The sequence below is a fragment of the Dankookia rubra genome (genome assembly GCF_004355005.1).
GTDB lineage: Bacteria > Pseudomonadota > Alphaproteobacteria > Acetobacterales > Acetobacteraceae > Paracraurococcus > Paracraurococcus ruber_A.
Genome location: NZ_SMSJ01000033.1, coordinates 1 through 25,922, shown reverse-complemented (window position 1 = coordinate 25,922; position 25,922 = coordinate 1). Strand labels below are relative to the sequence as shown.

The window sequence follows — 25,922 nt, the reverse complement described above, 5'->3', positions numbered from 1 at the left end:
CCGACTTTCAGAAGGGAAGGGTGGGGTTCGGGGAGGGAATACCCTTTTCCCTCCCCGACCTTCCTCAATCGACCTTCACCACCAGCTTGCCGAAGTTCTTCCCCTCGAGCAGCCCGATGAAGGCCTGCGGCGCATTGCGCAGCCCCTCGGCCACGTCCTCCCGCCAGGTCATCCGGCCATCCGCCATCCAGCCGAGCATCTCCTTGCGGAACTGGCCGTAGCGCGGCCAGCCCTTGTCGCTGACGATGAAGCCCTCGATCCGCAGCCGCTTGCGGACCACGGCGCCCAGGTTCGGCCCCGGCGCACCGCCGAAGCTGTCGGCGCCCTCGACCGAGTTGTACTGGCTGATGACGCCGCACATCACCATGCGGCCGAAATCGCGGAAGCGCGGGAAGACCGCCGCCTGCACCGGGCCGCCGACATTCTCCCAATAGACGTCGATCCCCTCCGGGCAGGCCGCGTCGAGCTGCGCGTCGAGGTCGCCGCGGTGGTCGATGCAGGCGTCGAAGCCCAGCTCCTCCGTCACGTACTGGCACTTCTTCGGCCCGCCGGCGATGCCGATGACCTTGCAGCCCTTGATCTTGGCGATCTGCCCGACGACCTGGCCCACCGCGCCCGAGGCGGCGGAGACGACCACCGTCTCGCCGGACTTGGGCATGCCGATATCCTCCAGCCCGACCCAGGCGGTCAGGCCGGGCATGCCGAGCACGCCGAGATTGGCCGAGAGCGGCGCCTCCTTCGGGTCCACCTTGATCAGCCCAGCGGCCTTCACGCAGGAATAGCGCTGCCAGCCGTAGCCGCCCGCGACGATGTCGCCCGGGGCAAAGCCCGGTGCCTTGGAAGCGACGACCTCGCCCGCCGCACGGCCTTCCATGACCGCGCCGAGCTCGACCGGCTTGGCGTAGCTCTTCGCCTCCGCCATGCGGCCGCGCATGTAGGGGTCGAGCGAGAGGTACTGGTGGCGGATCAGCACCTCGCCCTCCCGCGGCTCCGGCACCGCCGTCTCGACGATCTCGAAATCCTCGGGCACCGGGGCGCCCTTGGGGCGGCGGCGCAGCAGCACCTGCAGGTTGGCGTTGGTCATGGCGGTCCTCCCTTGGAATGGCCGCAACATTGCCCCGGTTGCAGCCCGGGGGAAGGGGGCCACCTGCGCTGCATGACCCAGCGCCCCACCGAACGCGTCGCCGACTACCCCCGCCCGCCGCGGCTCGAACGCAGCAACCGCCTGGTCCGCATCCTGCTCGGCGGCGAGACCATCGCCGAGACCCGCGATGCCTTCCGGGTGCTGGAGACCTTCCACCCCTCGAGCTGGTACCTGCCGCCCGAGGCCTTCCGCCCCGGCGTGCTGCGCCCCGCGCCCGGCGGCAGCCTTTGCGAGTGGAAGGGCCGGGCGCGCTATTGGACCCTTGCTGCCGGCGGCGTGGTGGCGGAGGCGGCCGGCTGGTCCTACCCGGACCCAACCCCAGCCTTCGCCGATATCCAGGACCATGTCGCCGTCTATGCCGGCCGGATGGAGGCCTGCTTCGTGGACGACGAGCGGGTGGCGCCGCAGCCCGGCGGCTTCTACGGCGGCTGGATCACCGCGGAACTGGTCGGACCCTTCAAGGGCGGGCCCGGCACCCTGGGTTGGTAGGGCAACGCGCTCAAAATCGTGAAGCGGATGGCCGCCGCATTGCGCGGACGGCAAGACGTTGTGATCGGCATTGCACCGATAACGGGGCGAGGGTGGCGGCGGAACCTTTTGGGGGATGACACCGCATGCGAATCCACACTCTCACGCTTGCCTTGGCCGCCGGGCTGGCCCTGGCCGCCTGCGCCGACGTGAAGACCACCAGCGGCCCGCCGATCGCCGGGACCTCGACCGGGCCGGGCGCCGCGCCGCTGCAGCAGCAGGCGCGCGATACCATGGGCGCGAATAGCGCCAATGCCTCGGGCGGCACGGCCACCTTCACCGGCACCCGCAGCGCCGGCGACACCGGGTCCAAGCCGACCATCGACTATACCGGGACGGCGCCTTCCGGTGGCGCCGGCAGCCCCACGCCGGTGCCGCTGCCGACCGGCGGCCGACGCGAAGGCAACAAGGGCGGCTGAGCCGCCGGGCGGGGCTCAGCCGAGCCCCGCCAGCTCCCGCCACTCGGCCTCGGTCAGCACCCGGACACCAAGCTCGGCCGCCTTCGTGGCCTTGCTGCCCGCATCCGCCCCGATCACCACGAAATCCGTCTTCTTCGACACGCCCTTGGTCACCTTGGCACCGAGCGCTTCGGCGCGCGCCTCGGCCTCCGGCCGGGTCATCGTCCCGAGCGTGCCGGTGAAGACCAGCACCTTGCCGGCGAAAGGCGAATCCGCATCCGCGGTGAAGGCGACCGGCTCGGGCGTGACGTAGCGCGCCAGGTCGTCCAGCGCCGCCAGGTTGTGCGGCTCCTCGAAGAAGTCGACCAGTTCCTGAGCGATGGCCGGGCCGATGCCCTGGATCGAGCCCAGCTCCTCCCGCGCCTCGGAGCCGATGATCCGTGCTGCCAGCATCCGCTCCCGCCACTCCGGCAGGGAATGGTAGTGGCGTGCCAGCAGCTTGGCATTGGCCTCGCCGATGCGGCGGATGCCCAGCGCGAAGATGAAGCGGTCGAAAGGCGGCCGCCGCCGCGCCTCGATGGCCCGCACCAGGTTTCGGGCCGACAGCGCGCCCCAGCCCTCCATCGCCGCGATCCGCGCCTCGTGCGCCGGCAGGCGGAAGATGTCGGCCGGGGAGGCCAGCAGACCCGCCTCGCGCAGCTGGACGATCCGCTCCTCGCCGAAGCCGTCGATGTCGAGGGTGTTGCGGGCGACGAAGTGCTTCAGGCGCTCGATCGTCTGGGCCGGGCAGATCAGCCCGCCGGTGCAGCGCTTCACCACCTCGCCCGGCGGGCGCACGGCATGGCTGCCGCAGAAGGGGCAGGTGTCGGGGAAGGCGAAGGGCTTGCTGTCGGCCGGGCGCTTGTCCAGCACGACCGAGACCACCTGTGGGATGACGTCGCCGGCCCGCTGCAGCACCACCATGTCGCCGACGCGGATGTCCTTCCGCGTGATCTCGTCCTCGTTGTGCAGCGTCGCGTGCTGCACCATGACGCCGCCGACATTCACCGGCTCCATCACCGCGCGCGGCGTCAGCGCCCCGGTGCGGCCGACCTGGATCTCGATCCGCAGCAGCTTCGTGATGGCCTGCTCGGCGGGGAATTTCCAGGCGATGGCCCAGCGCGGCGCCCGGCCGACGAAGCCGAGCCGGGTCTGCCAGTCCAGCCGGTCCAGCTTGTAGACCACGCCGTCGATGTCGTAGGCGAGGCCGGCGCGCTGCTCCGCCATCCGCGCCTGGAAGGCCTCGGCCGCTCGCTCGTCCGGCAGCAGCTCCGACATCGGGTTCACCCGGAAGCCCCAGTCCTTCAGCCGGTCGAGGTAGCCGGAATGCGTCTCAGCGACCGGCTCGCTGGAGACACCCTGCGCATAGGCGAAGAGCTTCAGCGGCCGCCGTGCGGTGATCGTCGGGTCGAGCTGCCGCAGCGAGCCGGCTGCGGCGTTGCGCGGGTTGGCCGGGATGCGGACGGCTTCGCCGACCTTCTCCCCGGCCTCGCGCCGCCGCTCGCGCTCGGCATGCAGCCGCGTCTGCTCGGCCTGGAAGGCGAGGAAGTCGGCCTTGGTCATGAAGACCTCGCCGCGGATCTCGATGCGCTCCGGGAAGGGCGGCGGCAGCGCGCGCGGCAGCTCGGACAGGGTCAGCAGGTTGGCGGTGATGTCCTCGCCCTCGGTGCCGTCGCCGCGGGTCGCGCCGCGCTGGAAGCTGCCGTTCTCGTAGGTCAGGTTGACCGAGAGCCCGTCGATCTTCGGCTCGGCGACGAAGGCCAGCACCTCCGCTTCGGCCAGGCCGAGGAAGCGGCGGATGCTGCGGGCGAACTCGGCGAAATCCTCGGGCGCGAAGGCATTGCCGAGGCTGAGCATCGGCGTGCCGTGCCGCGCCTTGGCGAAGCCCGCCGCCGGTGCCGCGCCGGGGGCGGCGTCCGAGGGGCTATCCGCCCGCTTCAGCCGCGGGAAGCGCGCCTCGATCGCCGCGTTGCGCCGGCGCAGCGCGTCGTAGTCGGCGTCGGTGATCTCCGGCGCGTCCTGCTGGTGGTAGGCGATGTCGGCGGCGGCGATCTCGGCGGCCAGCGCGGCGAGTTCCTCAGCGGCCTCGGCCTCGTCCAGCGCCTCGGGCGGGCGGGCGCGGCGCGCGGTCCCGGTCATGGCGCATCCCCCGCTGCGAGCCGGTGGAAGGCATCGCCCGCGAGAAGGAAATCGGTCACCGGCGCCGCCTCGGCGCCGAGCCTGGCGTGGAAGCGCAGCGCCAGGTCGTCCCCCGCATCGGCATTCCACCAGAGGAAGCTGCCGCCCTCCGCCAGCGCCGCCGCGGCAACGGCGCCGACCAGGGCGCGGCCGATCCCGCGCCGCCGGGCCTCGGGCGCGACATAAAGGTCGTTGAGGAAGAGCCCCCAGCGGCTATGGCCGCTGTCGTAGCAGGCATGCGCCGTGGCGAAGCCGAGCGCCTCGCCGGCCTGCTCGGCCAGCAGCACCAGCGCCCGCGGGTCCCCGATCAGGTCGCGCGCCACGCTGGCCGCCGAGATCCGCTCCGGCCGCAGCCCCGGCTCGTCGTTGATGGCGCGCAGCATGCCGGCCAGCGCCGCTGCATCGGCCGGGACCGCCGCCCGGATCACAGCAGCCCGCCGGTCAGCAGGCTGTCGGCCGCCGCCCGTGCCGCATCGGTCACCCGCTCGCCCGCCAGCATGCGGGCGATCTCCTCGCGCCGCTCCCGCTTGTCCAGCGGCTCGACCGTCGTCGCCGCGCGCTGGCCCTTCACCGACTTGGCGACCCGCAGCTGCTGCGCCCCGCGCGCCGCGACCTGCGGGCTATGCGTCACCACCAGCACCTGCAGCCGTTCCGCGACGCGCGCCAGCCGGTCGCCCACCGCCGCCGCCGTGGCGCCGCCGATGCCGGCATCGACCTCGTCGAAGACCAGGGTCGGCACCGGCGAGCCCCGCGCCAGCACCACCTTCAGCGCCAGCATCAGCCGCGACAGCTCGCCGCCCGAGGCGATCTTCTGCAGGTGCCCCGGCGTCTGCCCAGGATTCGTGGAGACGAGGAAGGTGACGCGGTCCATGCCGTCGGCCGCCCATCCGCCCTCCTCGCGCGGCGCGACCTCGACCACGAAGCGGGCGCGGTCGAGCTTGAGCGGCGGCAGCTCCTTCGCCAGCGCCGCCTCCAGCCGCTTGGCCGCGGCCTGGCGAGCCTCGGTCAGCGCCCGGCCGGCCGCGAGGTAGTCGGCGCGGGCGGTGGCGGCGGCGGCTTCCAGCCCGGCCACGCGCTCGGTCCCCGCATCCAGCGCGCCGAGCCGTTCCTTCAGCTGCGCCAGGTGCGAGGGCAGCTCCACCACCGGCACGGCATGCTTGCGGGCGGCGGCGCGCAGGCCGAAGAGCCGGTCCTCCAGCGTCTCCAACCGGCGCGGGTCCGGCCCGCCCTCATGCATCAGCCGCTGCAGCAGCGTCTCCGCCTCGGCCAGCGCGTCCTGTGCCTGGGCGAGGAAGCCGAGGATCGGCTGCGCCTCCTCGTTCGGCGCCGGGAGGCGTTCCAGCGCCCGGGCGGCGCCGCGCAGCGCATCGCCGGGGCCGCCGCGGCGGCGGTCGCGCGGCTGCAATTCGGCGAGCGCCGCGGCGATGCTCTCGCTGCGCCGCTCGCCCTGCTGCAGGCGCTGGCGCTCCTTCGACAGCTCCTCCTCCTCGCCCTCCACCGGGGCGAGGTCGGCCAGCTCCTGCACGGCGTGGCGAAGGAATTCCTCGTCGCGCTGGGCGGCGGCGATCGCCTCCCGTGCCGCGGCCAGGGCGCGCGTGGCGTCCCGCCAGGCGCGATGCGCGGCGGCCGTCGCATGGCGCTTCGGCTCCAGCCCGCCGAAGGCATCCAGCAGCCCGGCATGGGTGGCGGGGTCGGCCAGGCCGACCTGGTCGTGCTGGCCCTGCACCTCGACCAGGGTCGCCGCCAGCCGCCGCAGCAGGGCGACGCCGACGGGTTGCTCGTTGACGAAGGCGCGGCTGCGGCCATCGGCCTGAACCACGCGGCGCAGCACCAGCGTGTCGTCCCGCTCGATGCCCTGTTCCTCCAGTACGGCGAAGGCCGGATGACCCTCGGGCGGCGTGAAGGCTGCGGTGACGGAACACTGCGCCTGGCCGGCGCGTACCATCCCCGCCTCGGCCCGGACGCCGCAGGCGAGGCCGAGGCTGTCCAGCAGGATCGACTTGCCCGCACCGGTCTCGCCGGTCAGCACGGTCAGCCCGGCGCCGAAGGCCAGGTCCAGCCGCTCGATCAGGACGACGTCGCGGATAGCGAGGGAGGCCAGCATGGGTGGCGTGCGACCCGCCCTGTTCCTCAGAAGACCCAGTTCCAGGCGCGGCGCGCGAAGCCCGGCCGGTCCGGCGCCGAGGCCTCGGCGCCCGCCACCAGCAGGGCGTAGCTGTCCTGGTACCAGGGGCTGCCGGGGAAATTGTGGCCGAGCACCGAGGCGGTCTTCTTCGCCTCCTCCGTCAGGCCGAGGGTCAGGTAGATCTCGGTCAGCCGGTGCAGCGCCTCGGGCACGTGGTTGGTGGTCTGGTATTCCTCGACCACCCGCTTGAAGCGCCCGATCGCCGCGGCATAGAGGCGCTGGCGCTGGTAATAGCGGCCGATGTTCATCTCCTTGCCCGCCAGGTGGTCGCGGCCGAGGTCGAGCTTCAGCCGGGCGTCGCGGGCATAGGCGGTTTCGGGGAAGCGGTTCACCACGTCCTGCAGCGCCGCCATGGCCTGTTCCGTGGTCCGCTGGTCGCGCTGCGCGTCGGCGATCTGCTCGTAGTAGCAGAGCGCGCGCAGGTAGAAGGCATAGGCGATGTCGCGATGCGCCGGATGCAACTGGATGAAGCGGTCCAGCGCGCCGATGGCCTCGGTGTAGCGGTTGCGCTGGTACTCGGCATAGGCCGACATCAGCTTGGCGTTGGTCGCCCAGGTCGAATAGGGATGGTCGCGCTCGATCTGGTCGAAGTAGTCGGCCGCGGCGGCGTAGCGCCGGGCCTGCAGGGCCTCCACGCCGGCGCCGTAGAGGCCTTCCGGGGAGGGGTCGACCGTGGCGTTGGCGATCCGGCGCTCGCCGTCCAGGCTGGCCTGCTTGCCGTCCCAATTGTCGAACCAGGAACAGCCCGGCAGGGCGGCGAGGCCGAGGCAGAGAACGAGCAGGGTGGGGAGGCGTCTTGTCATCATGGCCCGGTCGCTGGAGTGCCGTGGCGCTGGGGCGGCGTCATGCTGGCGAGGCAGCATGCGGGCGCCCGAGGCCGCTGGTCGATGAGCGGAATCCCGCGGCCAGGCAAGCCCGTCCCGCGGCGTCCCGCTCTATAGCACGCTGCCGCCCTGGTCCACAGGCGGCACCCGGGGGCAGGCGCCGGGTCAGGCGACGGCGGCGGCCGCGGCGGCGGCGAGCGGCATGCGCGCCCCGCCATCGATGCTGGCGCCGGTCGGCAGCGCCCGCCAGTTGGCGCGATCGGCGAACAGCGCCCGCAGCAGCCGGTTGTTCAGCGCGTGGCCCGAGCGGTGGCCGGTGAAGCGGCCGCGGATCGGCGCCCCGGCCAGGGCCAGGTCGCCCACCACGTCGAGCATCTTGTGGCGGACGAACTCGTCCGGCCGGCGCAGCCCGCCGGGGTTCAGGACGGCCGGGCCGTCGACCACCACGGCATTGGCCAGGCTGCCGCCCAGCGCCAGGCCGGCGGCGCGCAGCCGCGCCACGTCCTCGGCCAGGGTGAAGGTCCGGGCATCGGCCAGGCCGGTGCGGAAGCTCTGCGGCGTGAGCCGCATGGACACCGACTGCCGGCCGATCGCGGTATTGGGGAAGTCGATGCTCAGCGCGGCATCGAAGCGGTCGCCGCTGCCCGGGGCCAGTTCGGCCCAGGCAAGGTTCGGACCTTCGCCCTCCTGCACCCGGACCGGGCGCAGCACCTCGATCGACTCGGCCACGCCGGCACCGATGCCGCCATGGGCGGCGAGGCCGACGCAGTCGATCAGGAAGACGAAGGGCGCGGCCGAGCCGTCGAGGATTGGCACTTCCGGACCGTCCAGCTCGATCACCGCGTCGTCGACGCCGCAGCCGGCCAGCGCCGCCATCACGTGCTCGACCGTACCGATGCGGTGCTGCGGCGCTTCCGTCGCGCCGAGCGCAGTGCAGAGCCGGGTATCGACCACCTGATCGAAGAGCGCCGGGATCTCGAGGCCGATATCGGTCCGGTGGAACACGATCCCCGCGCCCGGTGCGGCCGGTCGCAGGGTGAGCTGGGCACGCCGGCCGCTGTGCAGGCCGATGCCAACGCAGCCGATGGCGGCTTTCAGCGTCCGGCGACGACCTGTTTCGAGCGCGATGTAACCGTCCATTCCTGATCCTGCGACCCCTGGACGGGTGCTGCATGGCGCCTGTCCCATCGCATAGATGGCACCGCCGGCGCAACGTGGCGAATAAAGCCTTGTTTCGTCATATTACGCCGCAAGCCACTGAAATCGCATGATTTGTGCGTTGCAAAATATTGCGCAGGCCCCAACCCTGTGACCCCACATGGAAAAGGCCGCCGCGGTGTCCCGCGGCGGCCTCCCCACTCGGATCCCGGCCGGTTCAGTTCGACTGGCGGCGCAGGAAGGTCGGGATGTCGAGCCCCATGTCGTCCTGCTGCGGCGCGCGCGAGGCGGCCCGCGGCGCCGGAGAATCGGGCACCAGGCGATCCGCCACCGGCGCCGGGGCCGGCTCCGACAGGGTGCGGCGCATCAGGCCGCCGCCGGTCACGTTGCGGAACAGGTTACGGAAGCCGCCGCCGCCCGAGGCCGCCGCCGCCGCGGGCGCTGCCGGGCGGGCTTCCGCCGGGCCGACCACGGGGGCCGGGCGGCCGCCGGGGAAGGAGTTCGGCGCCGGGGCCGGGGTCATCACCACCGGCGCTGCGGCCTCGTGATCCTCGACCAGCACCGGGTGCGGGCCAATCTGCTGCGGCATCGGCTCGGGGGCCGCCACCGGCGTCCCGTTCACCGCCGCGCGAATGAATGAGCCGGGGATGCCGCCAGCGCGGCGCGGCGCCTGGCCGGCCGGCTGCACGCCGGCGACCGGGGAGGCCGCGCGGGGCGCCGGCGCCGTTGCGACCGTGGGACGCCCGCCCGGCACCAAGGTCAGGCCTTCCGGCTTCGCCGTCGGGGCTGCGGCCGGCTGGGCCTGCACCGCATCGATGCCGGTAGCGACGACCGAAACGCGGAGCCGGCCGTTCAGGTCGTCCTCGACCGAGGTGCCGAAGATGATGTTGGCGTCCTCGTCGACTTCCTTGCGGATGCGGCTGGCGGCTTCCTCGACCTCGTACAGCGTCATGTCGTAGCCGCCGGTGATATTGATCAGCACGCCGCGGGCGCCGCGCAGCGATGCGTCGTCCAGCAGCGGGTTGCTGATCGCCTTCTCCGCCGCCTTCACCGCGCGGTCGTCACCCTCGGCCTCGCCGGTGCCCATCATCGCCTTGCCCATCTCCGCCATGACGGTGCGGATGTCGGCGAAGTCGAGGTTCACCAGGCCGGGCTTGATCATCAGGTCCGTGACGCCGCGGACGCCGTCGTACAGCACCGCATCGGCCATCTTGAAGGCCTCGGCGAAGGTCGTCCGCTCGTTCGCCATCCTGAAAAGGTTCTGGTTCGGGATGATGATCAGCGTGTCGACGACCGACTGCAGCTCATCGATGCCCGCCTCGGCGGAGCGCTTGCGCTTCGGACCCTCGAAGTCGAAGGGCTTGGTGACGACGCCGACGGTCAGCACGCCCCGCTCGCGCGCCATGCGGGCGATGACCGGCGCCGCGCCGGTGCCGGTGCCGCCGCCCATGCCGGCGGTGACGAAAACCATGTGCGCGCCGTCGAGGTGACGGGCAAGCTCCTCAGTCGCCTCTTCCGCGGCGGCGCGGCCGATCTCCGGCTTCGCGCCGGCGCCGAGGCCCTGCGTCAGGTGCGGGCCGAGCTGCACGCGGCGTTCCGCCTTGCTGTGCACGAGCGACTGCGCGTCGGTGTTCGCCACGACGAATTCCACACCTTCAAGCCCCATGGCGATCATGTTGTTGACCGCATTGGTGCCGCCGCCGCCGACCCCGATGACGGTGATGCGCGGGCTGAAGTCGGTGTGCTGGGCGACAGGCAAGGTGAGGTTGAGCGTCATGCGGGCATCTCCTCGGGCGATCCTAATGTCGTGAGACGATTCGTGTCCTGCGGACGACGCGGCAAATCGCATTTCATCCACAGGATTTTTCAGGTCGACGTGGCGTGGCGGCAGCATCACGCGCGATCCCGCAGCCAGTTGACCAGCCGGCGAAAAACACCCGGCGGCCGGTCAAGTCCGGGCAGGAGGTCGAGCAGCGGCCGGCCCTCGCCGGCGCACCAGGTGAGCAGCCCGAGCGGCGCGGCGAAGGCTGGCCCTTGCGCGGTTTCCGGCAGGCCGCGCACCGGATGCGGCCGGCCGAGCCGCACCTGGCGATCGAGCACCCTTGCCGCGAGCTCGCGCGCGCCGACCAGCTGGCTGGCGCCGCCGGTCAGCACGACACGGCGGCCCATCTCCTGGCTCAGCCCGGCGGCGTCGAGCCGGTCGCGGATCAGCTCGAAGGTTTCCTCGAGCCGCGGGCGGATGATGCCGACCACCATGGCGCGAGGGATGCGGGCGATCTGGTCGTCCTCCTCCCCGACGAGCGGCACCGGCAGCCATTCGCGCTCGTCGTCGGGCGCGCCCAGCACGCCGCCATGAAGCGTCTTCAGCCGCTCGGCATGCGCGACCGGCGTCGAGAGCAGCCGCGCCAGGTCGTTGGTGACATGCCAGCCGCCGACCGGAAGCTGCGCGGTGTGCAGCAGGTGACCCTCGGCGAAGACCGCGAAGCTGGTGGTGCCCCCGCCCATGTCGATGACGGTGGAGCCGAGATGCTTCTCGTCCTCGACCAGCGTGGCAAGGCCGGCGGCGAAGGGCGCGGAGACCAGCTCCTCGACCTCGAGGTCGCAGCGCATCAGGCAGGCGCCGAGGTTGCGGAGCGAGGCCTGCGCCGCATCGACCAGGTGCAGCCGCGCGGTCAGCGTGTCGCAGATCATCCCGCGCGGGTCGTTGGCGCCCGGCGTCGCATCCACCGTGAAGCCGAGCGGGAAGGCATGCACCGTCTCCCGCCCGTCCTCGGCGCCGCGGCGGCGGCCCTCGGCCATGATCGCGCGCAGGTCGGGCTCGGTCACTGCACGGCCGCCGATCTGCCACTGGATGTTGTGGTGGCGCGACTCCGGCTGGCCGCCCGAGAGGTTGACGACGACGCTGCGCAGCCTTGTGTCGGCCATCTCCTCGGCCTGGCCGACCGCGGCGCGGATCGCGCCCTCGGCTTCCTCGAGGTCGATGATGCTGCCGCCCTTGACGCCGCGCGCCCGCTGCCAGCCGAAGCCGAGCGCGCGGGCCTCCCCGTCGTTCTCGATGCGGGCGATGATGCAGACGATCTTGGTGGTGCCGATGTCGAGCACCGCGAAGACGCCGGGCTTGGCGCCGCGGCGGCGGCGGGCCGGCGCCGGCGGATCGATGGCGGGCGGCAGGCGGGACAGCTGGTTCATCCGCGGCCGCTCCTCGACTTCTGCGTCTCGGCCGGCTGCGGGCCCGGCGGGCTGGGCGGCAGCCGCAGCACCAGCTTGTCCGGCAGCCGCAGGTCGATCGCGACCAGCGGCCGGTCCATCAGCCCCTGCTTCGCCTGCAGCTCCGCCAGCCGGTTGATCGCCGCGACCTCCTGGCCTTCCGGCAGCAGCACGTCGGTGCCGTTGCGCAGCCGCAGGTTCCAGCGGCGCTCGGAGACGCGGACCAGCGCATGCACGCGCTCCTGCACCTCGGCCGCGCCGCGCAGCGCATCGACCATCGGCGCCGCGGCGCGGTCGGCGCCGAGGCCCACGATCAGCGGCAGCCGACCGAAGGCGCCGACATTCTCGGTCGCCACCACGCGGCCCTCGCGGTCGATGACCGAGAACTTGCCGTCGCGCTGCCAGATGGCGAAGGGCTGGCGTTCCTCCAGCCGCACCCGGATGGTGCCGGGCAGCAGGCGCTCGACATGGGCGTGCCCGACCCAGGCGATCTGTTCCAGCTGCTCCCGCGCCCAGTGCGGGTCGAAGCCGAGGATCGGGTCGCCGCGGCGGACGCCGAGCGCCTCGCGCACCAGGTCGGGCGCCGTGTGGTACATGCCCTCGACCTGCACGTCCTGCACCTGCAGGCCGCCGCTGGCGGCGATCTCCGCCGCGCCGTCCCAGAGCGCGGCGAGCCTGCCGTAGGGGTCGGCGGCCATCACGGCGAGCGCCGCCGCGGCCAGCGCGCCGGCGCCGAGCAGGCCGAGCCCGGCCGGGCGCAGCAGGCCGCGCCGGCGGCGCAGCCAGAGCCGCAGCGAGGTCGGCCGGCTCGGCGCGCTGCTGAGCGAGGCGCGGGTGCGGGCCGGGGCGTCGCGGCGGGGGCGCGCGGAAGGGCTACTGGCCATGGCGGGCCTGCCCGACCATCCAGGCGCAGAGCGCGGGGAAGGCGATGCCGACATGCGCGGCCTGTTCCGGCACCAGCGACGTGCGGGTCATGCCGGGCTGGGTGTTGACCTCGAGCAGGAAGAGCCGGCCGGGCTCGCCCTCGGTGTCGTCGTAGCGGAAATCGGCGCGCGACACGCCGCGGCAGCCGAGCGCGCGATGTGCGGCGACCGCGGCCTCCATCGCCTGCCGCGCGGCCTCCGGGTGGATCGGCGCGGGGACGGCGTGGCGGCTGCCGCCATCGGCGTATTTCGCCTCGTAATCGTAGAACTGGAGATGCGTGGCGATCTCGGTGACGGCCAGGGCGCGGTCGCCCATGACGGCGACGGTCAGCTCGCGGCCGGGGATATAGGGCTCGACCATGATCTGCGGGCCGAAGCGCCATTCGCGGGCGATGGCGGCGCGGCGGTTGTCGCCGTCCCGCAGGATGGTGACGCCGACCGAGGAGCCCTCGTTCGGCGGCTTCACCACGAAGGGGCGCGGCATCGGGTCGGCGGCTTCCAGCTCTTCCGGCGTCACCACAAGGTGGGCGCAGACCGGCAGCTTCGCGGCGGCGAGCAGCGCCTTGGCGGCCGGCTTGTCCATGGCGACGGCGGAAGCGCGGACGCCGGAGCCGGTATAGGGCAGCTGCAGCCAGTCGAGCACGCCCTGGATGCAGCCATCCTCGCCGAAGCGGCCGTGCAGGGTATTGAAGACGACGTCGGGCTTTGCCGCCGCCAGCGCCGCGATGACGCCGGCCAGGTCGGCGGAGACGTCGACCGGCGTGACCTCGAAGCCCGCCTCGCGCAGCGCGGCGATGCACTGGGTGCCGGAGGCGAGGCTGACCTCGCGCTCCGCCGAGATGCCGCCGTAGAGGACCGCGACGCGGGTCATGCCTTCGCTCCGGTGACCGCAGCGCCGGATGGCCCGGCGGCCTGGGCCGGGGCGGCGGGCGCCGCCACCCCGATGCGCCTGATTTCCCACTCGAGCGCCACGCCGCTCCGGGCCAGGACGCGGGCGCGCACCGCCTCACCCAGCGCCTCCAGCTCGGCGGCGGTGGCGCCGCCGGTGTTGAGCAGGAAGTTGCAGTGCTTCTCGCTGACCTGCGCGGCGCCGATGCGCAGCCCGCGGCAGCCGGCGGCGTCGATCAGCTCCCAGGCCCTGACGCCCGGCGGGTTCTTGAAGGTGGACCCGCCGGTGCGGGCACGCGTCGGCTGCGTCGCCTCGCGGGCCGCGCGGATCCCGTCCATGCGGGCGGCGATCGCGGCCGGGTCGCCGGGCCGGGCATGGAAGCGGGCGCGGGTGACGACGGCGCAGGGGGGCAGCGACGCGTGGCGGTAGGCGAAGCCGAGCCCGGCGGCATCGAGGCGACGGACGCCCTCCGCGGTCGCCACCTCCGCCCAGTCCAGCACGTCCTTCACCTCGGCCGCATAGGCGCCGGCATTCATCGCCACCGCGCCGCCGATGCTGCCCGGGATGCCGGAGAGGAATTCGAGCCCGGCCAGCCCGGCCGCCGCGGCGTGCTGCGCCACCGTGATGTCAAGCGCCGCGGCGCCGGCGAGGATGCCGTCGGCCTCGACCTGCACGCCGCCGAAGGCGCCGCCGAGCCGCAGCGCCACGCCGGGCAGGCCACCGTCGCGGATGATGAGGTTGGAGGCCGCGCCGAGCACGGTCAGCGGCATGCCGGCGGGCAGGCCGGCCAGCAGCGCCACCAGGTCGTCTGCATCGGCAGGCCGCACCAGCCATTCCGCCGGGCCGCCGACGCGGAACCAGGTGAAGGCCGCCAGCGGCGCGCCTGCCTGGACACGGCCACGGATGGTCGGCAGGGCGTGATCCATGGTCCGGCGGCTCATGCGCGCCTCATCGGCGTGACGCGGCCGCCCGGCTGCAGCGCGGTCAACTGTTCCGGCAGGGCATGTGCCCAGGTGGTGATGCTGCCGGCGCCGAGGCAGACGACGAAGTCGCCCGGCTTGGCGATGGCGTTGACCATCTCGGCCAGCGAATCCGGGCCGGGCAGCGGCACCACGCTGCGGTGCCCGCGGGCCCGCAGGCCTTCGACCAGCCCGTCCTTGTCGATCCCCTCGATCGGCGCCTCTCCGGCGGCGTAGACGTCCGCCACGATCACCGTCCCCGCATCGTTCATGCAGGTGCAGAAATCCTCGAAGAGCTGGGCGAGGCGGGAATAGCGGTGCGGCTGCACCACCGCGATCACGTCGCGCGCGCCGGCCTGCCGCGCCGCCTTCAGCACGGCGGCGATCTCCACGGGGTGGTGGCCGTAGTCGTCGATCACGGTGATGCCGCCGGCCTCGCCGACATGGGTGAAGCGGCGCTTAACCCCCTTGAAGCCGGCCAGCGCGCTGCGGATCGTGTCCTCGTCGATCTCCATCTCGACGCCGACGGCGATGGCGGCCAGCGCATTCTGCACGTTGTGCTGGCCGAGCATCGGCAGCCGCATCGGCTTCATGGTGCGCGTCCGGCCGGTGGCGCGGTCCTGCACCGAGACGGTGAAGGTCGCGCCCTTGCGGTCGGTCAGCAGCTTCTCAGCCCGCACATCGGCCTGCGGCGAGAAGCCGTAGGTCACGATGCGGCGGTCGAGCTTCGGGATCATCGCCTGCACCTCGGGGTGGTCCAGGCAGAGAACCGCGAAACCATAGAATGGAATATTGCCGACGAACTGTGCGTAGCCTTCTTTCATCGCCTCGGCCGTGCCCCAGTGGTCCAGGTGCTCGGCGTCCATGTTGGTGACGATGGTCACGACGCTCGGCAGCCGCAGGAAGGAGCCGTCGCTCTCGTCGGCCTCGACCACCATCCATTCGCCGGAGCCGAGCCGGGTATTGGTGCCGTAGGCGTTGACGATGCCGCCGTTGATCACGGTCGGGTCGATCTTGGCGGCTTCCAGCACGCAGGCGATCAGGCTGGTGGTGGTGGTCTTGCCATGCGTGCCGCCGACCGCAATCGACCATTTCAGCCGCATCAGCTCGGCCAGCATCTCGGCCCGCCGCACCACCGGGATCAGCTTGGCCCGCGCCGCCTGGACCTCCGGGTTGTCCTTCTTCACCGCGGTGGAGACGACGACCACCTGCGCCGCGCCCAGGTTCTCGGCGTCATGGCCGACCGAGACGGCGATGCCGGCGGCGCGCAGGCGGGCGACGTTGTAGCCCTCGGCGATGTCGCTGCCCTGCACCTGGTAGCCGAGGTTGTGCAGCACCTCGGCGATGCCGGACATGCCGATGCCGCCGATGCCGACGAAGTGGATGGGGCCGATGGTGAGGGGCAGGGCGCGCATTCAGGGGGAATCCTGCGGGGCTTTGGCCCGCACGAGGGAAAGGACGAGATCGGCGAGCCGCCGCGCGGCCTCGGGCCGGGCGAGCTTCGCCGCGGAGGCGGCGGCGCGGGCGAGGCCGCGCGGGTCGGAGAGCAGCGATGCGAGTTGGCCGGACAGCGCCGCCGGCGTCAGCGTCGCCTGCGGCATGACGATGGCCGCGCCCGCCTCGGCCAGGGCCCGGGCATTGGCCTGCTGGTGGTCGTCGATCGCGTGCGGCAGCGGCACCAGGATGGCGGGCCGCCCGGCACAGGCCAGCTCGGCGATGGTCCCGGCCCCGGCCCGCGCCACCACCAGATGCGCGGTGGCTAGCCGCCCGGCGACGTCGGGGAAGAAGGCGGAGAGCTCGGCCGGCACGCCGGCGGCGTCATAGGCGGCGCGGACCCGCGCCAGGTCCTCCGGCCGGCATTGCTGGGCGACCACCAGGCGCTTGCGCAGCGGCTCCGGCAGGGCGGCGACGGCCTCGGGCACGATGTCGGCGAAGACCCGGGCGCCGAGCGAACCGCCGAGCACCAGCAGCCGCAGCGCGGAATCGGTCCCCGGATACTCGGCGCCGGCCAGCGCCGCGAGCGCCGGGCGGACCGGGTTGCCCACCACCTCGGACCTGGCGCCCGCGGGCACGCTGGCGGTGGCCGTATGCGACAGGGCAAGCAGATCGGCGCGCGGGGCCAGCAGCCGGTTGGCGCGGCCGAGCACGGCGTTCTGCTCGTGCAGCACGGTCACCGGGTGGCGGCCGCCGAGCATGGTCAGCGCGGCGATCAGCGGCGGCACGCTCGGATAGCCGCCGAAGCCGACCACGGCGGCGGCATGCAGGTCGCGCAGCAGGCCGCGCGCCTGCAGCGTGCCGGCGGCCAGCGCCGCCGCGCCCTTCGCCGCGCGCAGCGCGCCGCGGCCGGACAGGCCGGAGCCCCTGAGGACGAAGCGTTCGGCATTGGCGAAGGCCGGGCTGTCGAAGGCGGTGGAGCGTGCGTCGGTCATCAGCGCGATCCGCTCGCCGCGCGCCAGCAGCTCGGCCGCCAGCGCCTCGGCCGGGAACAGGTGCCCGCCGGTGCCGCCGGCGGCGATGACGATGGGGTGCACGGCCGGGCCCCTCATTCGCGCCCCTCCAGGCGAGGGCCGCGCCGGCGCGTCAGGGCCAGCAGCATCCCCATCCCCAGCGCGATCGCCAGCACCGAGGAGCCGCCGTAGGAGACGAAGGGCAGGGTCATGCCCTTGGTCGGGATCAGGTGCAGCGTCGAGGCCATGTTGACGAAGGCCTGCAGGCCGAACTGCGCCAGCAGGCCGGTGGCGGCGAGCACCACGAACATGTCGCTCTCGGCCATCAGCCGCCACAGCCCGCGCACCACGATGAAGCCGAAGAGCAGCAGGATCACCGTGCAGATGACGAAACCGAATTCCTCTCCCGCCACGGCGAAGACGAAGTCGGCGTGCGCGTCCGGCAGGGCATTCTTGACCCGGCCCTCGCCCGGGCCACGGCCGAACAGGCCGCCATAGCCGAAGGCCTCCATCGACTTGGTGATCTGGAAGGTGTCGCCCGCGGCGGGGTCGAGGAAGCGGTCCACCCGGCTGCGCACGTGGGGCAGGATGAAATAGGCGCCGATCGCCAGGCCGACACCGCCCGCGGCGCAGACGCCGACCAGCAGCAGGTTCAGCCCGGCGACGAAGAACTGCGCCAGGAAGACCGAGACGACCACCATCAGCATGCCGAAATCCGGCTGCGACTTCAGGATCACGGCGATCACCGCCAGCAGCAGCAAGGCGAGGCCCGGCCAGAGCACGCGGCCATGCAGCAGGCCGAGGCCCTGCGGCCGCCCCTCCGCCAGCCGCGCCGCGGCGGCGTCCTTGCCCATCGCCATCAGCCAGGCGGTCACCACCGCGAAGCAGGGCTTGAGGAATTCGGAAGGCTGCATGGTGCCGAGCAGCGGGATGTTCAGCCAGCGCCGGGCGCCCTTGGTCTCGAAGCCGATCACCAGGGTGGCGGCCGTCAGTAGGATCGCGCCGAGGCAGCCGAGCAGGGCGAAGCGCCTGACGCCCCGCGGCGAGAGCAGCGAGACGATCACCATCAGCGACGCCGCAAGGCCGAGGAAGACCACCTGCTTGGCCAGCAGCAGGGAGCGCGCGGAGGTGCCGATGACGCGTTCGGCGACCGCGGGCGAGGCCGCCAGCATCATGATGTAGCCGAAGCCGATCAGCGCCAGCAGCGCCGCCAGCGTCCAGCGGTCGATCGTCCACCACCAGCGGCCGAGGGTGGAGTTGTCGGCGCGGCTGATCGCCATCAGGCGGCCCTTTCCTGCGGCAGGCCGGCGACAAGGGCACGGAAGCGGTCGCCGCGCGCGTCGTAGCCGGTGAACTGGTCCCAACTGGCGCAGGCCGGCGAGAGCAGCACCACCGGCGCCGCCCCGCCTGCTGCGGCGGCGGCGGCCAGGGGCAGCGCGGCCTCCAGCGTGCCGGCGATCTCGTGCGGCACGCCATGCGCGGCCAGCGTCGCGGCCAGGGCCGGCGCGTCGCGGCCGATCAGCACGGCGCGGGCGATGCGCGGGAACCAGGGGGCCAGGCTCTCGATGCCGCCCTCCTTGGCCTCGCCGCCGGCGATCCAGACGACGCGGTCGTAGCTGGCCAGCGCCCGGGCGGCGCTGTCGGCATTGGTTGCCTTGCTGTCGTTCACGAAGGACACGCCGCGGATCTCGCCGACCCGCTCCTGCCGGTGCGGCAGGCCGGGATAGCTGCGCAGCGCCTCGGCCACTGCCGCGCGCGACAGGCCGAGGTCGAGCGCGCAGGCCGCGGCGGCGGCGGCATTCTGGGCATTGTGGCTGCCGGGCAGGCTGGCGGCCTCCCGCAGGTCGAGCAGCGGGCCGGCATCGTCGCGCAGCAGCGGCCCCTCGGCCCAGATGCCGCCCAGCTGGGGCGTCTCGCCCGAGATCGGCACGAGGCGGCCGGACACCGCGGGCCGCAGCGCGCGGCTGGCCGCATCGTCCATCCCGAGCACGGCGAGGTCGCCCGGCTGCTGCCCGGCGAATACCCGCCGCTTTGCCGCCGCATACCCGGCCATGTCGCCATGCCGGTCCAAATGGTCCGGCGATAAATTCAACATGACCGCCTCATTGAAGCGAATCGTTACGAGCCTCTCCAACATGTAAGACGACATTTCGAGAGTGTAAACAGATTCGGACCCCCATATGTTGAGGGAGAGCGCCGCGGGGCCGAGGTTGCCGCCGGCCTGGGAGGCGATGCCAGCACGCGTCAGCAGGTGATGCAGCAGCGCCGTGGTGGTCGACTTGCCGTTGGTCCCGGTGATGCCGACGAAGCGGGCGGCAGAGCCCGCGGCCCGCACCGCGCGGTACAGGTACTCGACATCGCAGAGGATCGGCCGGCCCGCCGCCCGCGCCGCGGCGGCCGCGGGGTGCGCCCGCGGCAGCAGGTGCGGGATGCCGGGCGAGAGCAGCAGCGCGTCCCAGCGGAAGCGTCCCTCGGCCGGGTTCGCCACGGCGAGGCCGGCGGCTTCCGCCGCGGCGCGGCCTTCCGGCCGGTCGTCCCAGCAGGTGACCTCGGCGCCCCAGGCGGCCAGCTGCCGCGCCGCGGGCAGCCCGGCGCGGCCGAGGCCGACAAGCGCGATGCTTTCGCCGGAGAAGGGCGTGAATGCGGTCATCGAATCTTCAACGTCGAGAGTCCGACGAGTGCCAGCACCATCGCAACGATCCAGAACCGGATCACGATGGTCGGCTCCGCCCAACCCTTCTTCTCGAAATGGTGGTGCAGCGGCGCCATCAGGAAGACGCGCCGCCCGGTGCGCTTGTACCAGAAGACCTGGATGATGACGCTGACAGTTTCGACGACGAACAACCCGCCGACGATCGCCAGCACGATCTCATGCTTCGTCGCCACGGCCACGCCGCCGAGCGCGCCGCCGAGCGCCAGCGAGCCGGTGTCACCCATGAAGACCGCGGCCGGCGGCGCGTTGAACCAGAGGAAGCCGAGGCCCGAGCCGATCAGCGCGGCGAGGAACACCGCGAGCTCGTTGGCGCCGGGTACGGCGTGCAGCTGCAGGTAGTCCGCCAGCACGCGGTTGCCGACGAGATAGGCGATGAGGGCGAAGACGCCGGCGGCGATCATGGCCGGCACGATCGCCAGCCCGTCCAGCCCGTCGGTCAGGTTCACCGCGTTGGAGGCGCCCATCATCACCACCGTCCCGATCAGCGGGAACAGCATGCCGAAGGGGATCAGCACCTCCTTGAACACCGGCACCGCCAGGCCGCCGGCGATCGCCGGCGGATGCAGCCACCAGATCCAGGCGGCGGCGACGAAGCCGATGCCGGCCTGCACCAGCAGCTTCATGCGGCCGGAGACGCCCTTGGTGTTGCGCTTGGTGACCTTCAGCCAATCATCGGCGAAGCCGAGCAGCCCGTAGGTCACGGTCACCAGCAGCACCGCCCAGACCAGCCCGCTGCGCAGGTCGACCCAGAGCAGCGTGGACAGCACCAGGGCCAGCAGGATCAGCACGCCGCCCATGGTCGGCGTGCCCTTCTTGGTCACCAGGTGGCTCTGCGGCCCGTCTTCCCGGATCGGCTGGCCGCCCCGCTGGAAGCCGCGCAGCCAGCGGATCACCGCCGGGCCGAGGACGAGCGAGAACACCAGCGCCGTCAGGCAGGCCGCGCCCGCGCGGAAGGTCGTGTACCGGACCAGGTTGAAGAGCGCGAACTCCTCGGCATAGGGCGCGAGCAGGTTGAAGATCACGTCGAGGACTCCGTCAGCGCCCGCACCACGAGCGCCATCCGGCTCCCCAGCGCACCCTTCACCAGCACCACGTCGCCGGGACGCAGCGCCTCCTTTACCAGCGGCGCCAGCGCGGCGCTGTCCGCCGCATGCGCGCCGCGCCTGGCCGCCGGCAGCAGCGCATAGAGCCGCGCCATCTCCGGACCGCAGCAGAAGACCAGATCCGCCTTGCCAGCTTCTGACGCGAGTCCGGCATGCAGCGCGGCGGAGAACTCGCCGAGCTCGCGCATGTCGCCCAGCACGGCGACCCGCCGCGGGCCCGGCCGCAGCGCCAGGGTCTGCAGCGCCGCCCGCATCGCCGGCGGGGCGGCGTTGTAGCTCTCGTCGATCAGCAGGGCGGTGCCGCCGGGCACCGCGACCTCGCGCGCCGCGCCGCGGCCGGCGCCGGGTGCATAGGCGAGCAGCGCCGGCGCGGCGCGGGCGGCGTCCTGGCCCAGCGCCTCGACCAGGGCCAGGGCGCAGCAGGCATTCTCGGCATGGTGCAGGCCCATGGCCGGCATCGTCACCTCGACCGCCCGGCTGCGGATCACCACCATCGCCCGGGTCCGGCCGTCGCGCAGGATGCTCGCCTCGGCCAGGCGGATCTCGGCCGCCGGGTCGCGCCCGAAGCCGATGATGCGGGCCGCCCCCGCGGCGCGGGCGATGGCCGAGAGCCGGTCGAAGAAGGCCGAATCGCGCGGCAGCACCGCGGTGCCGCCCGGGACCAGCCCGGCGGCGATGCTGCCCTTCTCGTCGGCCACCGCCTCGAGCCCGCCCATATGGCCGATATGCGCCTCGCCGATCATGGTGACGGCGGCGGCATGCGGGGCGGCGAGGCGGGCCAGCGGCAGGATCTCGCCCGGGTTGTTCATGCCGATCTCGATGACGGCGTAGGCTGACGTGGCCGGCATCCGGGCAAGGGTGAGCGGCACGCCCCAGTGGTTGTTGTAGGAGGCGATGGCGGCATGGGTCGGGCCGGTGGAGCCGAGCAGCAGCCGCAGCATCTCCTTTGTGCCGGTCTTGCCGACGCTGCCGGTGACCGCGGCCACCTTGCCGCCGCAGCGGGCGCGGCCGGCGGCGCCGAGCGCCTGCAGCCCGGCCAGGGTATCGGCCACGCGCAGCAGCGGCGCGTCCGCCGGCAGGCCGGGGATGTCGCGGTCGACCATGGCGGCGGCGGCGCCGGCCGCCAGCGCCTCGGCGACGAAATCGTGGCCGTCCCGCGCGTCGCGCAGCGCGACGAAGAGGTCGCCCGGCGCCAGCGTGCGGGTATCGATCGAGATGCCGGTCACCGGGGCATTGCCGGCGAGGCTTCCCCCGGTCGCGGCGCGCAGGGCATCGGCGGTCCAGAGGCTCATGCCGCACCGCCCGTCAGCGCGCGGACCACGGCCACGTCGTCGAAGGGCGTGGTCACGCCGCGGATGGTCTGGCCGCTCTCGTGCCCCTTGCCGGCCACCGCCAGCACGTCGCCCGGGCCGAGCGCGGAGAGCGCCGCGGCGATCGCGGCGCGGCGGTCGCCGGCATCGACGCCGCCGGGGCAGCCGGCCAGCACCGCGGCGCGGATCAACGCCGGATCCTCGGAGCGGGGATTGTCGTCGGTCACCCAGGCGCGGTCGGCATGCGCGGCGCAGGCGGCGCCCATCAGCGGCCGCTTGCCCGGGTCGCGGTCGCCGCCGGCGCCGAAGACCACGTGCAACGCGCCGCCCGGCGCCACGTGCGGGCGAAGCGAGCGCAGCAGGGTCGCCAGCCCGTCCGGGGTATGGGCGTAGTCCACATAGGCGGCGGCGCCGTTCGGCAGCCGCGCGGCCAGTTCCATCCGCCCGCGCACGCCGGCCAGGTGCGGCAGGTGGGCGAGCGCGCGGTCCGCCGGCATCCCGGCGGCGACCGCGAGCGCCAGCGCCATCAGCGCATTGTCGGCCTGGAACCGGCCGGGCAGGGCGAGCCGCAGGGCGTGCCGGGTGCCATGGGCCTCGAGCTCGAGCGCCTGGCCGTCCGGCAGCGGCTGCTGCGCCAGCAGGCGGAGATCGGTCCCGGCCGCCCCCACCGTGACCAGCCGCAGGCCGCGCTGCGCGGCGATGGCGCGGATCGCTTCGAGCGTCTCCGCATCCATGTCGGCATTGACGACCGCGGTGGCGCCGGCCGGCAGCAGCGTCTCGAAGAGCCGCAGCTTGGCCGCGCGATAGGCCTCCATCGTGCCGTGATAGTCGAGGTGGTCGCGCGTGAGGTTGGTGAAGCCGGCCGCCGTCAGCCGCACCCCGTCCAGCCGGCGCTGCTCGATGCCGTGCGAGGAGGCCTCCATCGCCGCATGGCCGAAGCCGGCACGGGCCAGCATCGCCAACTGCGCATGCAGCGCCACCGGGTCGGGCGTGGTCAGCGAGGGGCCGGGCGGCAGGCCTTCGGCCACCAGGCCGAGCGTGCCGAGCGAGGCGGCACGCGCCCCGTCCAGCACCCAGAGCTGGCGTAGGAAGTCCACCGTGCTGGTCTTGCCGTTGGTGCCGGTGACGGCGACCACGGTCGCCGGCTGCAGGCCGTCCTGCGCCGCGGCCAGCAGCGCGAGCGCCCGGCGCGGGTCGGGCTCGGCCAGCAGCGGCCGCACCGGGACGCCCTCGGGCCAGGCCGTGCCGGCCGGCGCCAGCACCGCGGCGGCGCCCTGCGCCACCGCCTGGGCGATGAAGGCGCGGCCATCGGCCTTCGCCCCGGGCAGGGCGGCAAAGAGAAAGCCGGGCCGCACCGCCCGGCTGTCCGCCGTCAGCCCGGCGATCTCGATGCCGCAGGCGGGCGGCGCGGGCAGGCCGGCGCGGCCGAGGAGCTCATCGAGGCGCAAGGCCGGCCTCGTCCGACGGGGCCGGGAGGGCAGCGAAGCGGAAACCGGCCGGCCATTCGGTCCGGCGCAGCGCCGGGGGCTGCGGCACCGCCGGCGCCGCCGGCGTCTGCTGCAGCGGCACGCCGAGCGGACGACCCGCGGGGCCATTGGCCTGGGGCGCGTTCCCCGCGGCGGCATTGGCGCGGCCCGCGGCGGGCGGCGTGGCGGCCACGACCGGCGCCTTCGGCGCGGCGCCGGCCGGGCGGCCGGGCTGCAGCGGGATGCTGATGGTCTGCTGGATCTGCGGGATGCGGTCGGTCTCCGGCACCATGCCGAGGATCGGTGCGACCCGGCGGATCACCGCGCCGGCCGCCGGCGCGGCGACCCAGCCGGCCGTCGCGTAGCCATGGCTCTGCGCGTTCGGCTTCGGCTCGTCGACCATGACGTAGATCGCATAGCGCGGCTGGTTCATCGGGAAGGCGCCGACAAAGGCGGCGATGCGCTTGTCCTTCTGGTAGCCGCCGCGCGCGGTCGACTTCTCCGCCGTGCCGGTCTTGCCGCCGACGAAGTAGCCGGCGACGTCGGCGCCCTTGCCGGAGCCGTCGGTGACGACCAGGCGCATCAGCTTCCGCATGGTCTCGGAGGTCTTCTCCGCCAGCACCCGGGTGCCGTCCCGCGTCACGCCGTCCGGCTGGGCCAGGATGGTCGGCTGGCGCAGGATGCCGCCATTGGCGACCGCAGAGATGCCGGTGACGACGTGCAGCGGGCTGACCGAGATGCCGTGGCCGAAGGCGATGGTCATCGTGTTGATGTCGCGCCAGCCATTGGCCGAGGGCGCCAGCGGCCGCGTCGTCTCCGGCACCTCGAGCCCCAGCCGGTTCAGCATGCCCATGCGGGCCATGAACTCGCGGTGCCGGGTCGGCCCGACTCCCATCGCCATGTGCGCGGCGCCGAGATTGGACGAATAGGCCAGCACTTCCGGCAGCACCAGGGAGCGGTGCTTGCCCTTGTAGTCGCTGATGGTGAAGCGGCCGTAGCGGATCGGCTTCGAGGCGTCGAAGCTGCTCCAGATGTTCGCCGTGCCGTAGTCGAGCGCCATGGCCGCGGTCAGCAGCTTGAAGGTCGAGCCCGGCTCGTAGAGCCCGACCGTCGCGCGGTTGAAATGCGGGTCCTGGTCCTGGCGCGGGGCGACCGGCATCGGGGCGCGCGCGGCCACCGTGCGGATCGGCGATTCCGCATCGGCCCGCTGCTGCAGCCCGCCAGGGTCGGAGGCGTCGTAGTCCGGCAGGCTGACCATCCCAAGCACTTCCGCCGTGTTGATGTCGAGCACGACGCCGGCGCCGCCGATGCCGTTGAAGTCGGCGATGGCCTTCTCCACGGACTCGCGCAGCGCGACCTGGACGCGGACATCGACCGAGAGGCGCAGCGGCGAATGGTCGGCGCGCAGCCGCTCGTCGAAGGATTTCTCGACGCCGGCGATCCCGCGCCCGTCGATGTCGACCGAGCCGAGCACATGCGCCGCGGCGCGGCCCTGCGGGTAGAAGCGCCGCTCGCTGGCGCGGAAATGGAAGCCGGGAATGCCGAGGTCGTTGATCGCCTGCTGCTGCCGCGGCGGCAGGTTGCGGGCGATATAGGCGAACTGCACGGGGCGGTCGCTGTCGCCGACCGTGCGCTGGCTGATGCGGGCGATCAGCCGCTCGCGGTCGAGCGCCGGCAGCACGCGGCGCAGCTTGTCGGCGGCCTCGGCCGGGTCGTTGATCTCCTGCGGATTGGCATAGAGCTCGGTCACCTGCAGCGAGACCGCCAGGACTTCGCCATTGCGGTCGGTGATCGGGGCGCGGCCGATATTCGGCTCGCCCGGCACCTTCGCCGCGGCGCGCAGCTTCGGCTGCATCGGGTCGATCACGGTGGCGACCGCCAGCTTCAGCCCGACCGCGCCGAACAGCATGGCGAAGCCGCCGGCGGCGATCAGCAGCCGGCCGCGCGTGGTCTCGAGCTGCGAACGGCGGGCGAGGTCGGGGCCGCTGACCCGGACGAGGGCGCGCGAGGCGGACTGCGCCGGCGCCCCGCCCGAGGGCAGCGGGCGGCCGGCCGGCGCCGCATGCGGGGAGGGTGGCGGCCGCAGTTCCTCGGCGTCGAAGCGGCCCTTCACCGCAGCCCCCCCCCGAGGGTGGCGGCATTGGCGGAGCCGAAGGGTACCGGCGGTGCCAGCAGCGGCCGGCCGCCGCCGAGCGCGGAGCCGAGCGCGATGACCGGCGCTTCCGCCATGCGCGGCACCGGCGCGGCGGCGACCTGGGAGGCCACTTGGGTCACCGCGGGGCGGAAGGTCGGTGCCGGCGGCGTCGGCGCATGCGCGACCTGCGGGACGACCGCCGGGCGCGACGGCGCGGCGATCGGCGGCAGCGCTGCCACCTCGCGCGGCGCCGGGCGGGCGACGACGAGGCGGGGCGGCGGGGCGATGCGGGCCAGGTCGACCGGCGCCGGCTTCGG

21 protein-coding genes and 1 pseudogene are annotated in these 25,922 nt (G+C 73.4%); 2 read left to right on the top strand and 20 right to left on the bottom strand.

Annotated elements, in window-relative coordinates; genetic code table 11:
- Positions 1–64 precede the first annotated feature (64 nt).
- The gene (locus E2C06_RS20690) at positions 65–1,084 is read right to left on the bottom strand and encodes an NADP-dependent oxidoreductase (protein ID WP_133290516.1); all 1,020 of its coding nucleotides are present in this window, start codon (positions 1,082–1,084) and stop codon (positions 65–67) included.
- A gap of 72 nt (positions 1,085–1,156) precedes the next feature.
- On the opposite strand from E2C06_RS20690, the gene E2C06_RS20685 reads away from it, so the two are divergent.
- Both E2C06_RS20685 and E2C06_RS20680 read left to right on the top strand, forming a co-directional pair.
- On the top strand, positions 1,157–1,633 hold the full coding sequence (locus tag E2C06_RS20685) for a DUF427 domain-containing protein (RefSeq protein ID WP_133290515.1): 477 nt from the start codon (positions 1,157–1,159) through the stop codon (positions 1,631–1,633).
- Between the two features lie 125 nt (positions 1,634–1,758).
- Positions 1,759–2,091 (top strand): hypothetical protein, encoded by a 333-nt coding sequence (locus E2C06_RS20680; RefSeq protein ID WP_133290514.1) that lies wholly within the window; start codon positions 1,759–1,761, stop codon positions 2,089–2,091.
- A 15-nt stretch (positions 2,092–2,106) separates the two neighbouring features.
- On the opposite strand, the gene ligA is transcribed toward E2C06_RS20680, so the two are convergent.
- The 19 genes and pseudogenes from ligA to E2C06_RS37740 form a co-directional block, all read right to left on the bottom strand.
- Positions 2,107–4,248 carry an NAD-dependent DNA ligase LigA gene (gene ligA / locus E2C06_RS20675; RefSeq protein ID WP_133290513.1) on the bottom strand — a complete coding sequence of 714 codons (2,142 nt, stop codon included), beginning with the start codon at positions 4,246–4,248 and terminating at the stop codon, positions 2,107–2,109.
- A complete protein-coding gene (locus E2C06_RS20670; RefSeq protein ID WP_133290512.1) occupies positions 4,245–4,715 on the bottom strand; it encodes a GNAT family N-acetyltransferase in 471 nt (156 codons plus the stop codon). Before E2C06_RS20670 ends, ligA begins: the two co-directional genes overlap by 4 nt.
- Positions 4,712–6,391: a DNA repair protein RecN gene (gene recN / locus E2C06_RS20665; protein WP_133290511.1), complete on the bottom strand. Its 1,680-nt coding sequence runs from the start codon at positions 6,389–6,391 to the stop codon at positions 4,712–4,714. Before recN ends, E2C06_RS20670 begins: the two co-directional genes overlap by 4 nt.
- Before the next feature lie 26 nt (positions 6,392–6,417).
- Positions 6,418–7,278, bottom strand: a complete 861-nt coding sequence (locus E2C06_RS20660) for an outer membrane protein assembly factor BamD (RefSeq protein WP_241671391.1) — start codon at positions 7,276–7,278, stop codon at positions 6,418–6,420.
- Between the two features lie 183 nt (positions 7,279–7,461).
- A complete protein-coding gene (gene lpxC, locus E2C06_RS20655) occupies positions 7,462–8,436 on the bottom strand; it encodes a UDP-3-O-acyl-N-acetylglucosamine deacetylase (RefSeq protein WP_133290510.1) in 975 nt (324 codons plus the stop codon).
- A gap of 235 nt (positions 8,437–8,671) precedes the next feature.
- On the bottom strand, positions 8,672–10,231 hold the full coding sequence (ftsZ, locus tag E2C06_RS20650; protein ID WP_133290509.1) for a cell division protein FtsZ: 1,560 nt from the start codon (positions 10,229–10,231) through the stop codon (positions 8,672–8,674).
- Positions 10,232–10,347: 116 nt separating this feature from the next.
- Entirely contained in the window at positions 10,348–11,643 is a 1,296-nt protein-coding gene (gene ftsA, locus E2C06_RS20645) for a cell division protein FtsA (protein ID WP_133290508.1), read from the bottom strand.
- Positions 11,640–12,545: a cell division protein FtsQ/DivIB gene (locus E2C06_RS20640; protein WP_133290507.1), complete on the bottom strand. Its 906-nt coding sequence runs from the start codon at positions 12,543–12,545 to the stop codon at positions 11,640–11,642. Before E2C06_RS20640 ends, ftsA begins: the two co-directional genes overlap by 4 nt.
- Positions 12,535–13,455, bottom strand: coding sequence for a D-alanine--D-alanine ligase (locus E2C06_RS20635; protein ID WP_133290506.1), 921 nt, complete (start codon positions 13,453–13,455; stop codon positions 12,535–12,537). The genes E2C06_RS20640 and E2C06_RS20635 overlap by 11 nt, the downstream gene beginning before the upstream one ends.
- On the bottom strand, positions 13,452–14,414 hold the full coding sequence (gene murB / locus E2C06_RS20630; protein ID WP_241671390.1) for a UDP-N-acetylmuramate dehydrogenase: 963 nt from the start codon (positions 14,412–14,414) through the stop codon (positions 13,452–13,454). Before murB ends, E2C06_RS20635 begins: the two co-directional genes overlap by 4 nt.
- Positions 14,411–15,847, bottom strand: a complete 1,437-nt coding sequence (gene murC, locus E2C06_RS20625; RefSeq protein WP_133290505.1) for a UDP-N-acetylmuramate--L-alanine ligase — start codon at positions 15,845–15,847, stop codon at positions 14,411–14,413. The genes murB and murC overlap by 4 nt, the downstream gene beginning before the upstream one ends.
- Positions 15,848–16,978, bottom strand: coding sequence for an undecaprenyldiphospho-muramoylpentapeptide beta-N-acetylglucosaminyltransferase (gene murG / locus E2C06_RS20620; RefSeq protein WP_133290504.1), 1,131 nt, complete (start codon positions 16,976–16,978; stop codon positions 15,848–15,850).
- On the bottom strand, positions 16,975–18,159 hold the full coding sequence (locus tag E2C06_RS20615) for an FtsW/RodA/SpoVE family cell cycle protein (RefSeq protein ID WP_193560486.1): 1,185 nt from the start codon (positions 18,157–18,159) through the stop codon (positions 16,975–16,977). The genes murG and E2C06_RS20615 overlap by 4 nt, the downstream gene beginning before the upstream one ends.
- Positions 18,159–19,529 (bottom strand): UDP-N-acetylmuramoyl-L-alanine--D-glutamate ligase, encoded by a 1,371-nt coding sequence (gene murD, locus E2C06_RS20610; protein WP_133290503.1) that lies wholly within the window; start codon positions 19,527–19,529, stop codon positions 18,159–18,161. Before murD ends, E2C06_RS20615 begins: the two co-directional genes overlap by 1 nt.
- Complete coding sequence (gene mraY, locus E2C06_RS20605) at positions 19,526–20,614, bottom strand: phospho-N-acetylmuramoyl-pentapeptide-transferase (protein ID WP_133290502.1); 1,089 nt, start codon at positions 20,612–20,614, stop codon at positions 19,526–19,528. Before mraY ends, murD begins: the two co-directional genes overlap by 4 nt.
- A complete protein-coding gene (locus tag E2C06_RS20600; protein ID WP_133290501.1) occupies positions 20,611–21,987 on the bottom strand; it encodes a UDP-N-acetylmuramoyl-tripeptide--D-alanyl-D-alanine ligase in 1,377 nt (458 codons plus the stop codon). The genes mraY and E2C06_RS20600 overlap by 4 nt, the downstream gene beginning before the upstream one ends.
- The gene (locus tag E2C06_RS20595) at positions 21,984–23,453 is read right to left on the bottom strand and encodes a UDP-N-acetylmuramoyl-L-alanyl-D-glutamate--2,6-diaminopimelate ligase (RefSeq protein ID WP_165982523.1); all 1,470 of its coding nucleotides are present in this window, start codon (positions 23,451–23,453) and stop codon (positions 21,984–21,986) included. Before E2C06_RS20595 ends, E2C06_RS20600 begins: the two co-directional genes overlap by 4 nt.
- Positions 23,440–25,584: a peptidoglycan D,D-transpeptidase FtsI family protein gene (locus E2C06_RS20590; protein WP_133290499.1), complete on the bottom strand. Its 2,145-nt coding sequence runs from the start codon at positions 25,582–25,584 to the stop codon at positions 23,440–23,442. The genes E2C06_RS20595 and E2C06_RS20590 overlap by 14 nt, the downstream gene beginning before the upstream one ends.
- Positions 25,581–25,922: pseudogene (locus E2C06_RS37740) on the bottom strand (hypothetical protein); the annotation flags it as partial. The pseudogene E2C06_RS37740 and the gene E2C06_RS20590, both read right to left, overlap by 4 nt.